Source organism: Flavobacterium sp. AC105, from assembly GCF_979258495.1.
This window is the reverse complement of the sequence record NZ_OZ409860.1, coordinates 5512657-5527219: the sequence shown is the minus strand read 5'-3', so window position 1 is coordinate 5527219 and position 14563 is coordinate 5512657. Positions and strand designations below refer to the sequence as shown.

The window sequence follows — 14563 nt, the reverse complement described above, 5'->3', positions numbered from 1 at the left end:
TCTCAAAATTTTCATAAAAAAACAATATCGTTTGCGGGGCTAAAACTATTGGAAATGAATCAATTATATTTGATTGTTTGGAGTGCTTAAAATATGATTTTCTGATTTAAAATCCAATAATTATTTTTGAAAAATGTTTAGATTTTATTTAAGCTTTCTAAAAGAAGAATTTTTTCTTTTTCCACTTAAAACGCCAAGAATTTTAATATTATTATTTTTTACCTTAAATATAATTAACCATGTTTTGTATGTGGCTTCTCTATAAATTTTAGTTTTGGTAGGTAAATTTTCGCATGCAGAATAAATCAAAGGATTATGAATAATTTTATTCATTGTTTTATTTATACCATTACCAATTTTAACCGCATTTAAAGGCTGGTGTTTTTCGAACGCAATATAATCGACGATCTCTTCTAAATTTTGAAAATATTCTCAGATATTTCTAACGTATATTGTTTTGGATTTTTTTCTTTTTCTCTTCCCATTTTTCATTAAACTTTTCTAAAGACATTGTTGGGGATTTTTCAGCAATTTCTATCCATTTTGCAAATTCTTCTTTAGATAAACTACTTTCAATTTGATCGTTTTCATCTTCAAAATTAATAGATACCTTCAATGCTTTTCCAATATAATTTTTTGGAATCTCAAAAGAAAGATTAACAATTTTATCTTTGGGAGTAATAGTTTTTTGTATCATTTTATTAGAATTAAAGACCTTGCAAAATTACAACAAATTGAATTTCAAATTAGTTAAAGTTTTGTTTTTAATCTACAACTGATACTTCTTATCAAAATAATTCTTCAAAACTCCAATCTGAATCAAAATCATAAAAGGAACAACTAAAAGAGCATACAATATAGTGTTTGAAATATGAATTCCGGAGAAAAATGCTGAAACACTGTCTGAATAAGAATTTCCAATTTCCAAATTGCTTTCAGTTCCTGAAAACAGAAAAGAATAAACAGCAATACTAACTAAACAAATGGCAATAAAAATCCAGGTCGATTTAGAAATCAAAGGTTTGTAGTTTTTAATTTTGCTTTTTTCAGCCACTAAAACCTGAGACATTATTTTTGAAGTAAAGTCAATTGATGGAGATTCCAAAGTATTTTCGGCCATCATTTTCTCAATCAGATTTTCTATATTTTTATCGCTCTCTTTCATAATAATCTATTATTTCTGGTTCTAATTGCTTTTTTAAAATCACAGCTAATTTTTGTCGGCTTCTAAACAGCTTTACTTTTACATTGTTAGCGTTGATGTTCATGATTTTTCCGATTTCTTCTAAATTCTGATCTTCAAAATAAAATAAAGTTAGCAAAAAATTCTCATCACTAGACAGCAAATTTAAACAATTCTGAATCGTCTGCTTTCGTTCTTTTTCTTCTAAAACACTTAAAGCATTATCCATCGTTTTAATTAAATGTGCCGAAAACTCATCTATCGAAATGTTATTTTCTTCCTTTTTGTTTTTCTTCAAACGATCCAAACACGTATTGTAAGCAATTTTATAAATCCATGTCGAAAATTTAGAATCACCTTTAAACTTATTCAACGAATTATAAATCTTTATAAAAGTATCCTGTGCAACTTCTTCGGCTTCTTCTCTGTTTTTAACCGTTTTGAGGGCCAATGTAAAAATCATATCCTTATAACGATCAACCAGCATGGCGAAAGCATTTGTTTCGCCCTGCATAATTTTATCGATATAATGTTGATCACTGATTGCACTCATATTATATAGGACGACGATGTTTGTATTTAGGTTACAGGTTTTTAAAAATAAACTTCCAATTTTTTAAATTTCAATTTCTAATTTATATATAGAAGGTAAATTTACGTTCAAAATTGGTTAACACATTTTTGTCATCCTGAGGAACGAAGGATCTCCGTAAGTAGCTCGACAATTTTAGAAAAATGCTTTGCGTTAGTTCTTGCGGAGATCCTTCGTTGCTCAGGATGACAATTACTGTTGTTATTCGATTCTGTTTATAAGGAATATGAAATCAAAATTAGTTGAAAATCAGTAGTATGTTTGAATTTGGAATTTAAAAAAATTGGATTTTTCTAAAACTGTGAAAATTTATTTTCAAATAGTTGTAACCTGAATTCAAAACCTGTCGTCATATGGAGTATCAATCAATTAAATATATAAAATTATGGGACCAGACATTTTAATTCCAATCAGTTTTTTCGCAATGATCTTTGGGATCTTTTATCTAATTTATTCAACCAGAAACAGAGAACGTTTAGCGCTTATAGAAAAAGGTGTTGATGCCAGTATCTTTTTTAAAGGAACAATAAAAGGAGGCCCTGCGTGGAAAATCCTTATTTTGAATACGGCTTTTCTTTTGATCGGAATTGGACTTGGCTTTTTTATTGCCTTATTCATTTCAACTTACACAAGCATGAATTCAGATGTGGTTTATCCGGCAACAATCATCACGATGTCAGGAGTTGGTTTGCTTGTAGGATTTAACAGAGCCAAAGATTTAGATAAAGAATAAAAGTTTAAGTTGTCTTTAAATTAATAACGTATCGGGGGACTTTGTTTCCTGATACGTTATTTTTTATTCCATTTTTGAGCCGATAGTTTCGTAATAGACATCGACAGAAAGTTTTGGCTGAGCCGATGCCATAACGGCCAATTGATCGCAGCGTTCGTTTTGAGGGTGATTGTTATGACCTTTAATCCATTTAAAATCAACTTGATGTTTGCGGTAAACAATTAAGAAACGTTGCCATAAATCAGCATTTTTTCTTCCTGCAAATTTCTTTTTTTCCCAGCCTAAAACCCATTTTTTTTCAACAGAATCGACAACATATTTAGAATCCGAAACAACTAAAACCTTCATATTTGGGTTTTTTAGTTTTTCCAGACCTACAATTACAGCCAAAAGTTCCATTCTATTATTGGTCGTTAGGCGAAAACCTTCGTAAAATTCTTTTTTATGCGGCGTTCCAACCAATTCCATCACTACGCCGTAACCGCCATTTCCGGGATTTCCTTTTGCAGCACCATCAGTATATATATGTACTTCGTGATTCATTTTTTTTAGACTTCTTAGATATTAGATTTTTAGACTTCTTAGATTTTTGTTTGGGACTTCTTAGATTTTTAAATTCCAGACTTTTTAGATTTAAATATTTGTAATAAAATATAGCTCTAAGAAGTCTCATGTCTAAGAAGTCTAAAAATCTAATCTTCTAATAATCTCGAAATAATCTCCGGAAAATACTTTTGTTCTAATTCATGAATTTTTTCGGCCACTGTTTCCGGAGTATCATCATCTGTTAAGGCTATGTTTTTCTGAAAAATAATCCCGCCTTCGTCGTAATTTTCATTTACATAATGAATAGAAATTCCGGTTTCTTTTTCTTTATTATTTACTATTGCCCTGTGTATGTGCATTCCGTACATTCCTTTTCCTCCATAATTTGGTAAAAGGGCTGGATGGATGTTGACTATTTTGTGAGGATACTTCTCTATTATATTTTCCGGAAATTTCAATAAGAAACCTGCGAGAACTATCATATCCGGGTCGATTTCTTGTATTTTTTGTAAGACGTTTCGCTCTAAAAGTTCAGTTTTTGAGAAGATTTCGACTGGAATTTGATGATTTTTTGCTCTTTCGATCACTTTTGCCGAAGCATTATTTGTAAATACCGAAACGACTTTTGCAATTTTTGTTTTTGCAAAATATTTTATGATGTTTTCAGCATTAGTTCCTGATCCTGAGGCAAAAACAATAATTTTTTTCATAATAGAATTCATTTTGAGAATGCAAAAAACGGAATAAAAATCGAAAATAAATAGTATTAAAAGGGCTTTCTTGAAATTAATTTTATAAATTAGTGTTACATTTATAAACTAAATCGTGGTTTTAAAATAAAGTTTTTTATTTTTGCCAACAAATTAAATTCTAAAATTAAAGATTATGTCAGACATTGCATCAAGAGTAAAAGCGATTATCGTAGACAAATTAGGTGTTGACGAAAACGAAGTTGTAACAGAAGCAAGCTTCACTAATGATTTAGGAGCTGACTCATTAGACACTGTTGAGCTTATTATGGAATTCGAAAAAGAATTTGATATTCAAATTCCAGACGATCAAGCAGAAAACATTGCTACTGTTGGTCAAGCTATTTCTTATATCGAGGAAGCTAAAAAATAATAATACCGCACCCGAATTTTAGAAATTCCAAATTTGAATACCCAAATCCCAAAATTGGAATTTGTTTTTTAAAAATTGGAATTTCTAAAAATCGGGTGTTATTATTTTTTTAAAATTTAAATTTCGATTGATTTTTCAATCCTAAAGATATATTTATATTGTAATGCCCATGGCTCTTAAGTAAACAATACAGTTAAGAAAGCGTGGGTTTTATTTGTTTAAAGTACAAAACACATATTTATGACGTTAAAGCGAGTTGTTGTAACAGGATTAGGTGCTCTTACTCCTATCGGGAATAATATCCAGGATTACTGGGAGGCACTTGTGAATGGGGTTAGCGGAGCCGCTCCTATCACGTATTATGATACAGAGAAGCATAAAACGAAATTTGCCTGCGAAGTAAAAAACTTCAATATCGAAGATTACATGGATCGCAAGGAATCACGAAGATTAGATAAATTCGCTCAATATGCTGTTGCTGCCAGTGATGAAGCTATCAAAGATGCAGGACTTACTAATGATAATGTCGACAAAACAAGAGTTGGCGTTATTTGGGGAGCAGGAATTGGAGGTTTAGAAACGTTTCAGGAAGAAGTAATTTATTACGCTAAAGGTGACGGAACTCCAAAATTCAATCCGTTTTTTATTCCTAAAATGATTGCTGATATTGCTCCGGCACACATTTCGATGCGTAACGGATATATGGGTCCAAATTATACTACCGTTTCTGCATGTGCATCTTCTGCAAATGCATTAATTGATGCTTTCAACTACATTCGTTTAGGAATGTGTGATGTAATTGTATCAGGTGGTTCAGAAGCTGCTATTACCATTGCCGGTATGGGAGGTTTTAACTCTATGCACGCTTTATCAACAAGAAACGAAAGCCCTGAAACAGCTTCAAGACCGTTTGATGCAACCAGAGATGGTTTTGTATTAGGAGAAGGAGCAGGAGCTTTGGTCCTTGAAGAATACGAACATGCTAAAGCCAGAGGCGCAAAAATTTATTGCGAAATTGGAGGAGGCGGAATGTCATCTGATGCTTATCACTTAACTGCACCACATCCGGAAGGAATTGGCGTTATTGCAGTAATGAAAAATACATTAAGAGATGCCGGAATGAACCCTGAAGATGTTGATCATATCAATACGCACGGAACTTCTACTCCGTTAGGAGATGTTGCCGAATTAAAAGCGATCAGTGCTGTTTTTGGCGAACATGCAAAAAACATCAATATCAATTCAACAAAATCAATGACAGGACATTTGCTTGGTGCTGCCGGAGCTATCGAAGCTATTGCTTCTATTTTAGCGATGCAACACAGCCTTGTTCCGCCAACGATTAATCATACAGTTGTTGACGAAAATATTGATCCAGCATTGAATCTTACCTTAAACAAGCCTCAAAAAAGAGAGGTAAATGTTGCTATGAGTAACACGTTTGGGTTTGGTGGACACAATGCCTGTGTATTGTTTAAAAAATTAGTTGACTAATTTCTGTATATGAATATTATCAAAAAAATATTTTCTAAATCCCGTTCTCTAGAAGACGGGATTTTTTTTGACACTATTCAGAAAATACTTGGTTTTGAGCCTGCTAATATCGAATTTTATAAGAAAGCTTTTACGCATAGATCTTCTAATAAATTAGACAGTGCAGGACATCCAATTAATTATGAACGATTAGAGTTTTTGGGAGATGCGATGTTAAGTGCTGTAATTGCAGCGCACCTATTTAACAAAGCACCTAATGGAGATGAAGGTTACTTAACCAAAATGCGCTCTAAGATTGTAAGCCGTGAGCATTTGAATGAATTAGGTAAAGATTTAAATTTAGTTCGCTTTGTTGAAAGCAAAGTTCCGGTCCAGCATTTTGGAGAAAATATTCATGGTAATATTTTCGAATCACTTATAGGTGCAATTTATTTGGATAGAGGATATGCTTTTTGCGAAAAATTCATTCAAAAAAGAGTTATTACACCTTATGTGGATATTGCAAGACTTGAAGGAAAAGTAATTAGTTATAAAAGTTTAGTTATCGAATGGTGTCAGAAAGAAAAGAGGATCTTTCACTACGACATTTTTGAAGATAACGGTATTGACGGACAACGTTTATTTGGTGTTAAGTTAAGTATAGATGATAAAGTAATTGCAAGAGCGCGAGCAACTTCAAAAAAGAAAGCAGAAGAAAAAGCATCACAGCGTGCATATTTTGCATTTCAGGAAAAAATAGATAAGAAATAACGACAATTTTGCTGTAACTTTCTTAAAGCTATAACGTTTTCGTTTATAAATTAACAAAAACAAGCACATCTTAACTATTTATGCTCCGTTAGAAATAGTATATTTACACCTTGATTTTTCATGACATGGCTATTCATAGATTGGATTTAGACGAATTTGACGAAATTGATTATTATTTAATGGCAATTCATACTTCATTAGAAGATTATAGATTGGCTTATTTTATCAATAAAAACCTTCCGATCAACTTAAGTAAGAGCAAAAACGAGATCCATGCTCAGACTAAGGAAGGAGAAGCAAATTTTTCCCGATTCTATTATTATGATTCCGAAAAAGCTATTTCATGGAATTTAATTCAGAATAAAAATGAAATCATTTCTGCGAGTAAAAATGATTTTCAAGATTTGTTTTCCAATGAGACAAGTGAGGTCTCCACAACAATTCATTTACTTCCTGAATTCAAAAAAGTGGATTTTTTCCTGAAAATAGAAAATAGTGAAGAGACTATTGATTTTTCAGCGATTCAACAACAATTAAACACAATAGAGAGTATTGCAGCAATTTATGCTGTAGATACGAACAAAATAAAATCAAAAAACAATCTAATTTTTTAAAAAAAATGTTAACAAACAAGAAAACCAAAATTGTCGCTACACTTGGTCCTGCATGTGGTACGAGAGAGATTATCAAAGATATGATCGATGCAGGGGTTAATGTGTTTAGAGTTAATTTTTCACACGCAGATTACGAAGGAGTAAAAGAGAAAATTAATATTATTAGAGGTCTTAATGAAGAGTTTGGTTACACTACTGCAATCCTTGGAGATTTGCAGGGACCAAAACTTAGAGTTGGAGTAATGGAAGAAGGAACAGTTGTTCACGATGGTGATTTAATCACTTTTACAACTGCTGAGGATATTTTAGGAACAGCTTCTAAAGTGTTCATGAAATACCAAAATTTCCCAAATGATGTTAATCCTGGTGAGCGTATCTTGCTTGATGATGGTAAACTGATTTTTGAAATTATTTCTACAGATAAAAAAACAGAAGTTGTTGCTAAAGTAATCCAGGGTGGAGAATTAAAATCTAAAAAAGGGGTTAATCTTCCAAACACTAAAATTTCTTTACCGGCCTTAACTGAAAAAGATATTGCAGATGCTATTTTTGCTATTGAGCAAAAAGTAGACTGGATCGCACTTTCGTTTGTAAAAACACCTCGCGATTTACAAGACTTACAAGAATTAATCGCTAAACATTCAGAATATAAAATTCCGATTGTTGCTAAAATTGAAATGCCGGAAGCTCTTGAGAACATGGATAAAATTATAGCATATTGCGATGCTTTAATGGTTGCACGTGGAGATCTTGGAGTTGAACTTCCTGCACACGAAGTACCATTGGTTCAAAAAGATTTGATCCGCAGAGCTAAAATAGCAAGAATTCCTGTTATCGTTGCTACACAAATGATGGAGACAATGATTACAAGTTTAACGCCAACTAGAGCTGAAGTAAACGACGTTGCTAACTCAGTAATGGACGGAGCTGATGCTGTAATGTTGTCTGGAGAAACTGCTACAGGAAACTATCCGGTACAGGTAATTCAAAAAATGACTCAAATTTGTGAGGCTGTTGAGGATTCTCCGCTAATCAATGTTCCACAAAATACACCGCAAATCAAAACAAAACGTTTTATTACTAAAACAGTTTGTCACCAAGCGGCATTATTGGCTAATGAAATCAAAGCAAAAGCAATTTGTACTTTGACAAATAGTGGTTATACAGCTTTCCAAATTTCGGCCTGGAGACCATCAGCACATATTTTAGTATTTACTTCAAACAGAAGAATCTTAACGCAATTGAATTTATTATGGGGAGTTAAATCATACTTCTATGATAAAGACGAAAGTACAGATGACACTGTAACTGATGTTAATGAAATTGCAAAAGAAAAAGGATTTGTTGTAAAAGGTGATTACTTAATCAACCTTGCAGCAATGCCAATTAAAGACAAAGGAATGGTTAATACCATGAGAGTTTCTGAAATAGAATAGTTTCTTTTAAAAGAAGATTACATATTTACCAAAAGCCATTCGATACGTCGAATGGCTTTTTTTATGTCTAAAACAGGATAGATTTTAGACACAATATCACTTCAAATAAAAGTTGTTTTTCAGGAAACAACTTCTTAATTGCCATTTTAAATCAATAAGATTTAGACAAAACACCTAAATATTTAAATTTTGGTCACAGATCTTCTTTTCTAAAATTTAAAAATGATTTTTTTGATAAATTTTGACTGCTATTTTTAAAAATTTGGATAAAAAAAGCCCTATATCTTAAAGTGTTTTTCTTACGTTTTATTTTTTGGTTTTAAAAAATTGAAAATCTAATTGCCTAATTAAATGATTTTTGCATGGTGCATTTTATAAAATGAAACATCATGGAGCAAAATAAAAGATTTTTGATGTTTCATTTTATAAAATGAAACAATGTCAATCCGTATAAATACGGTTCTTAGGTTTTTTATTAGTTAATTTTGAGAAACTTAAAAAAAAGTTAAGAAAATTCCTGTTGCAAATTCTCCCAAAATAAAGATGTTTAAAATTTGAAACATCACATTAAAATAAACAGAATTTATTCTGTAAAAAATTATCTATCCTTTTCTGATTTATATATATACTATTTTATAACAAGAATTATTAACAAATTTTATCACCATGAAAAAAGTCAAATTTAAATGTGGATTTAAGAATTCCATAATGCTCTTTGCATTATTGTGTTTTACGAGTATACAAGTAAATGCTCAAAAAAAGCCAAATGTTCTTATACTTTGGGGGGATGATATTGGGACTACTAATATTAGTGCATATAGCGATGGAGTAATGGGATATACAACGCCTAATATTGATCGTCTTGCAAACGAAGGATTACGTTTTTTACATTATTATGGAGAACAAAGCTGTACTGCCGGTCGTGCTGCTTTATTAACAGGACAGCATGGGCTTCGAACCGGACTTACAAAAGTAGGTTTCCCGGGAGCACCAATGGGAATGAGCCAATTAGATCCTTCTATTGGCGGAATTATGAAAAATCTGGGGTATGTAACGGGACAATTTGGTAAAAATCACGTTGGTGACCGTAACGAAAGTTTACCGACAGTAAATGGTTTTGACGAATTTTTTGGAAACCTGTATCACTTAAATGCAGAAGAAGAACCAGAATTGCCTGATTACCCTAAAGATCCTGAATATTTGAAAAAATTTGGTCCTAGAGGAGTATTAAGATGTACGGCAACAAATGTTGATGATGCAACCACAGATCCTCGCTTTGGAAGAGTTGGAAAACAAAGAATAGAAGACACAGGCCCTCTTACTAAAAAGAGAATGGAAACAGTAGACGACGAAACTTCTGCAGCAGCTATTGATTTTATCAAAAGACAAAATGCAGCAGGCAAACCATTTTTCTGCTGGTTCAATGCTACACGTATGCACTTGCGTACACACGTTAGAGCAGAACACAGAGGAAGATATACACACGGAGATAGTGAATATATCGATGGTATGATTGAGCATGATGAGACTATTGGAAGTATTTTGAAAGCATTAGATGATTTAGGAATCGCTGACAATACTATTGTAGTTTATTCTACAGATAATGGTCCTCACATGAATACATGGCCAGATGCAGCTATGACACCATATCGTTCAGAAAAAAATACAAACTGGGAAGGAGCTTACCGCGTACCTTGTATTGTACGTTGGCCTGGCGTAATTAAACCAGGACAAGTTACAACTGAATTAATGAGTCATAACGACTGGATGCCAACTTTAGCATCAATTGCAGGCGAGCCAGATTTAGTAAATAAACTTTTAAAAGGTTACAATGCAAACGGAAAAACATATAAAGTACATTTAGATGGTTTTGATCAAAGTAACTTTTTACGTGGCAAAACGCAAAAAAGTGCCAGAGATAAATTTTTCTATACAGATGATGACGGCTTATTGGTTGGTTTGCGAGAAGGCGATTATAAATATGTTTTTGCAGAACAGCGTATGGAAGGTACAATGGGAGTTTGGGCAGAACCTTTTACCAAATTACGTTTACAAAAAATATTCAACTTATACCAGGATCCTTTTGAAAGAGCCGATATCACTTCGAATACTTTTTGGGATTGGCAGCTTAATCACGTTCAGCTGATGTATGGCGCAATACAAGATGTAGTTGTATTTGCAGAAACATTCAAAGAATTTCCTCCAAGATCAATTCCGCCAAGCTTCTCAGCTTATACCATTATGGAAGAGGCAATAAAAGATATTAAAGCACAGAAATATATTGAGAAAAATGTTCTTCCTAAGTTAAAAGAGGATGAAAGCACACCAAAAAAGAAATAATAATAATAAACTTTTTAAAGAAACAGGATCTTTAAAATCCTGTTTCTTTTCACTTAAACAGCATCATTATGTATAGAAAAATATATGTATTACCTCTATTTTTATTATTACTGGGCTCGTGCAAAAAATCAGATGCTATTACGGCGGTTAATCCATCAGATAGCACTGCAACGGTTGCAACAAGCGGAGATCCTTTGCCAGGCTGGAATGATGGCGCTTTGAAAAAAGACATTATCGATTATGTAACGAAAGTAACCAAAAAAGGAAGTCCTGATTTTATTCCGATAGAAAACAGAATTGCCACTTTTGATAATGACGGAACACTTTGGGCTGAAAAACCATATGTTCAGGAATTATTTGCTTTTTACAGAGTTAAAAAAATGATCGAAGCAAATCCTGCTTTAGCGCAAAAACAGCCGTTTAAAGCCGTTGTCGAAAAAGACAAAACTTTTTTTGAAAAAGGAGGAGAAAAAGCGTTGATAGAATTAGTTGCCGCAACGCATACCGGTATGACCGAAGATGAATTTGAAGCTTCGACAAAAGAGTTTTTTGCAGGCGCTAAATATCCTGGTAAAAATGTTCCGCTAAAACAAATTAGATACCAGCCACAACTAGAGCTTTTGAATTATTTGCGTGCAAATGGTTTCAAAACCTTTATCGTAACAGGTGGAACAATTGAATTAGTTAGAGCTATATCAGCAGATTTTTACGGAATCCCAAAAGAACAGGTTGTTGGAACTTCTTTCAAATATACCTTTGACGATGCAACAAATAGTGTAAAAAGAGAACCTGCTTTAGACTTGCTAAATGATAAAACAGGAAAACCGGTTGGTATACAATTACACATTGGCCAAAGACCCGTTTTTGCCTGCGGAAATGAAGGTGGAGCCGGAGATCTTGCCATGTTAAGATATTCTTCAGGAAGTAGATATCCTTCTTTTCAATTGATCGTAAATCATAACGATTCTATCAGGGAATTCAATTATCAGGAAAAAGATAATCTATCCTTAAATACTGCAGCAAAATACAAATATCATGTAATCAGCATGAAAGATGATTGGAAAAAAATATTCCCCGACAAATAAATATCGCATTTTAAAAACGATTAAGAAAATCTTTTTAATATAATTTTCATTCCCCAAATAGATAAAATAATGTAAATCTGATTTATCAAGACAATTATGAAAACAAAAAAAGTATTAATCAAAAACCCAAACATTATTACTGTTTTTGCGGTAATATGTTTTTTACTAGCTGCTAGTATCGGATATTCCCAAAAAAGTCCAAACATTATTATTTTATTATCAGATGACACCGGATGGGGCGATTTAGGTCCTTATGGAGGAGGAGAAGGCCGTGGCGCAGCAACTCCTAATATTGATAAAATGGCAAAAGAAGGGATGCAATTCTGGTCATTTTACGGACAGCCAAGCTGTACACCGGGTAGAGCTGCTTTAATTACAGGAAGAATTCCTAATCGAAGCGGTATGACAACGGTTGCATTTCCGGGAGACGGAGGTGGTTTGCCAAAAGCCGAATGGACATTGGCTTCTATACTGAAACGTAAAAACTACAACACCTTTTTTGCCGGAAAATGGCATCTTGGCGAAGAAGATTATTCAATGCCAATTGCGCAGGGTTTTGATGTGATGAAAAACGTAACCTTATACCATTTAAATGCTTACACGTATACAGATCCTGAATGGAATGCTGATATGCCGGATGATATTAGAGCACAATGGGCAAAAGGAACTAAAGGAGCACTTGAAGGTGAAGCCGGAAAACCATATAGAGAAGTTAGAAAAATAGATGGAAAAGTAATTCCGTTTCTGGATCAATACACAGAAGAAGAATCTATAAAATGGCTGAAAGAAAATGGTAAAAAAGATAAACCATTTTTTATGGAAATCTCTTTTGCAAAAAACCACCAGCCCAATTTACCACATCCTGATTATGCTGGAAAATCTGCAGGAAAAAATAAATATGCAGATTGTATTGTAGAATTGGATGCCAGAATAGGTCATATTATGGACGAAGTTCGAAACATGGGAATTGCCGAAAACACTTTAATTATCTATACTGTTGATAACGGAACATGGCAGGATGTTTATCCGGATTGCGGATATACGCCTTTTAGAGGAACAAAAGGAACAGACCGTGAAGGCGGCAGCCGTATACCAACATTGGCTTGGTGGCCTGGAAAAATTAAAGCAGGAACTCAAAACCATGACATTTTAGGAACACTTGATTTTATGGCAACTTTTGCTGCTTTATCAGGACAAGAATTACCAACGGTAGACAGAGAAGGAAAACCAACCATTTTTGATAGTTATGATATGTCGCCAGTACTATTTGGAACTGGAAAATCAAAACGAACAATGTGGTTTTATTTTACCGAGGATGAATTATTGCCGGGAGCAATAAGAATTGGAAAATTCAAAGCTGTCTTTAATTTACGTGGTGATAACGGACAAGCAACCGGAGGTTTAGCGGTAGATTCTAATTTAGGCTGGAAAGGAGGATCGAGTTATGTAGCAACGGTACCACAAATATTTGACTTATGGGCAGATCCGCAAGAGCGCTACGATTTATTCATGAACAACTTTACAGAGAAAACGTGGTTCCTGCCAACTGTTCAGAACATTATTGGAGAATTTGCGAAAACCTATGAAAAATATCCACCTCATGTAGTACAAAGTAACTTATATCCTGGACCAATTACTATTGATAATTATTTGAAGCTTAAAGAGGCACAAGAGAAATTAAAAACCATATCAACTGCTAAAAGAAGCAGTGGCGGGTGATAAATAAAGAATTATAAAGTTATAAAAATCAAAAAGAAGCAGCTTTTACGAGTTGGGAAGTTGTTTCTTTTTGATTTTAAGAATGGTTAAAAATCTTTAAAAGAAAAAACTATGAAACTTCCAATGTATTCTATTTCAATTAAATATTTATTTATTGCACTTTGTCTTCTTTTAAATTTTACGGCATTTTCACAAGAAGAAAAAGAAGGAAACAGTGCTCAGGAGTTAGCTGATAAATTGGCGAATCCCGTTGCGAGTCTGATTAGTGTACCATTACAAAATAATCTTAATTATGGTATTGGACCTTTTAACGGATCAAAGTATACGATAAACATACAACCTGTTATTCCTTTTAAATTAAGTGAAAATTTAAATTTAATAACACGATATATTCTTCCGGTTGTCGATCAAACAGATATTACCGGCGAAAACACCCATGAGTTTGGTTTAAGCGATGCAACCGTAACCGCTTTTTTTGCTCCTAAAACAAAAGGAATTATTTTGGGAGTTGGTCCCGCTTTTTTGGTTCCAACCGCAACAGAAAAAGTTTTAGGAACAGAAAAATTTGGAATCGGTCCAAGCGTATTGGTTATGCATCAGGGAAAAGGACTTTCTATAGGTTTTATAGCCAATCAAATTTGGTCAGTTGCAGGAAATGAAGATCGTGCAGATGTTAATAGCTTTTATACCCAAATTTTTCTTTCGCATAGTTACAAAAGCGGCGCCAGTTTAGGAGTAAATGCAGAAATAACACAAAATTGGGGAGGAAACACCACAATGATTTCTTTAAATCCATCTATTGGCGGTATAACCAAATTTGGCGATCAGGTCGTGCAATTTAGCGTTCAGCCTTTAATACCAATTGTTGGGCCACATGAAATAAGACCAGATTGGGGATTAAGAGCGGTCTTAGCTTTTGTATTTCCGGGTTCGTAATAGTTCTTGAGTT

15 protein-coding genes and 1 pseudogene are annotated in these 14563 nt (G+C 33.3%); 10 read left to right on the top strand and 6 right to left on the bottom strand.

The genetic code is table 11. The features are described from left to right. Positions 1-144 precede the first annotated feature (144 nt). From ACZ0AH_RS22990 to ACZ0AH_RS22975, 4 genes and pseudogenes are all read right to left on the bottom strand, one after another. Positions 145-411: pseudogene (locus tag ACZ0AH_RS22990) on the bottom strand (type II toxin-antitoxin system RelE/ParE family toxin); the annotation flags it as partial. 31 nt (positions 412-442) lie between these two features. Next, entirely contained in the window at positions 443-697 is a 255-nt protein-coding gene (locus ACZ0AH_RS22985) for a hypothetical protein (protein WP_463478049.1), read from the bottom strand. A 72-nt stretch (positions 698-769) separates the two neighbouring features. Then, positions 770-1165, bottom strand: coding sequence for a hypothetical protein (locus ACZ0AH_RS22980; protein WP_463478048.1), 396 nt, complete (start codon positions 1163-1165; stop codon positions 770-772). Next, positions 1149-1736 (bottom strand): RNA polymerase sigma factor, encoded by a 588-nt coding sequence (locus tag ACZ0AH_RS22975; protein WP_463478047.1) that lies wholly within the window; start codon positions 1734-1736, stop codon positions 1149-1151. Before ACZ0AH_RS22975 ends, ACZ0AH_RS22980 begins: the two co-directional genes overlap by 17 nt. 424 nt (positions 1737-2160) lie before the next feature. On the opposite strand from ACZ0AH_RS22975, the gene ACZ0AH_RS22970 reads away from it, so the two are divergent. Beyond that, the gene (locus ACZ0AH_RS22970) at positions 2161-2508 is read left to right on the top strand and encodes a DUF6249 domain-containing protein (RefSeq protein WP_463478046.1); all 348 of its coding nucleotides are present in this window, start codon (positions 2161-2163) and stop codon (positions 2506-2508) included. A gap of 63 nt (positions 2509-2571) precedes the next feature. Here ACZ0AH_RS22970 and rnhA read toward each other — a convergent pair whose 3' ends face one another. Together rnhA and purN are read right to left on the bottom strand one after the other, a co-directional pair. Then, positions 2572-3051, bottom strand: a complete 480-nt coding sequence (rnhA, locus tag ACZ0AH_RS22965) for a ribonuclease HI (RefSeq protein ID WP_463478045.1) — start codon at positions 3049-3051, stop codon at positions 2572-2574. A gap of 149 nt (positions 3052-3200) precedes the next feature. Beyond that, positions 3201-3764: a phosphoribosylglycinamide formyltransferase gene (purN, locus tag ACZ0AH_RS22960; protein ID WP_463478044.1), complete on the bottom strand. Its 564-nt coding sequence runs from the start codon at positions 3762-3764 to the stop codon at positions 3201-3203. A 175-nt stretch (positions 3765-3939) separates the two neighbouring features. On the opposite strand from purN, the gene ACZ0AH_RS22955 reads away from it, so the two are divergent. The 9 genes from ACZ0AH_RS22955 to ACZ0AH_RS22915 all read left to right on the top strand — a co-directional run bounded on the left by ACZ0AH_RS22955 (position 3940) and on the right by ACZ0AH_RS22915 (position 14550). Further along, complete coding sequence (locus ACZ0AH_RS22955) at positions 3940-4176, top strand: acyl carrier protein (protein ID WP_007137004.1); 237 nt, start codon at positions 3940-3942, stop codon at positions 4174-4176. Positions 4177-4416: 240 nt separating this feature from the next. Then, on the top strand, positions 4417-5670 hold the full coding sequence (fabF, locus tag ACZ0AH_RS22950) for a beta-ketoacyl-ACP synthase II (protein WP_463478043.1): 1254 nt from the start codon (positions 4417-4419) through the stop codon (positions 5668-5670). Between the two features lie 9 nt (positions 5671-5679). Next, complete coding sequence (gene rnc / locus ACZ0AH_RS22945) at positions 5680-6420, top strand: ribonuclease III (RefSeq protein ID WP_463478042.1); 741 nt, start codon at positions 5680-5682, stop codon at positions 6418-6420. Between the two features lie 125 nt (positions 6421-6545). Beyond that, entirely contained in the window at positions 6546-7034 is a 489-nt protein-coding gene (locus tag ACZ0AH_RS22940) for an IPExxxVDY family protein (protein WP_463478041.1), read from the top strand. Positions 7035-7039: 5 nt separating this feature from the next. Then, positions 7040-8470, top strand: coding sequence for a pyruvate kinase (gene pyk / locus ACZ0AH_RS22935; protein ID WP_463478040.1), 1431 nt, complete (start codon positions 7040-7042; stop codon positions 8468-8470). A gap of 666 nt (positions 8471-9136) precedes the next feature. After that, a complete protein-coding gene (locus ACZ0AH_RS22930; RefSeq protein WP_463478039.1) occupies positions 9137-10810 on the top strand; it encodes an arylsulfatase in 1674 nt (557 codons plus the stop codon). A gap of 68 nt (positions 10811-10878) precedes the next feature. Further along, positions 10879-11895 carry an HAD family hydrolase gene (locus tag ACZ0AH_RS22925; RefSeq protein WP_463478038.1) on the top strand — a complete coding sequence of 339 codons (1017 nt, stop codon included), beginning with the start codon at positions 10879-10881 and terminating at the stop codon, positions 11893-11895. Between the two features lie 96 nt (positions 11896-11991). Beyond that, positions 11992-13614 carry an arylsulfatase gene (locus ACZ0AH_RS22920; protein ID WP_463478037.1) on the top strand — a complete coding sequence of 541 codons (1623 nt, stop codon included), beginning with the start codon at positions 11992-11994 and terminating at the stop codon, positions 13612-13614. A gap of 111 nt (positions 13615-13725) precedes the next feature. Further along, complete coding sequence (locus ACZ0AH_RS22915; protein ID WP_463478036.1) at positions 13726-14550, top strand: hypothetical protein; 825 nt, start codon at positions 13726-13728, stop codon at positions 14548-14550. The last annotated feature ends 13 nt before the right edge of the window (positions 14551-14563 follow it).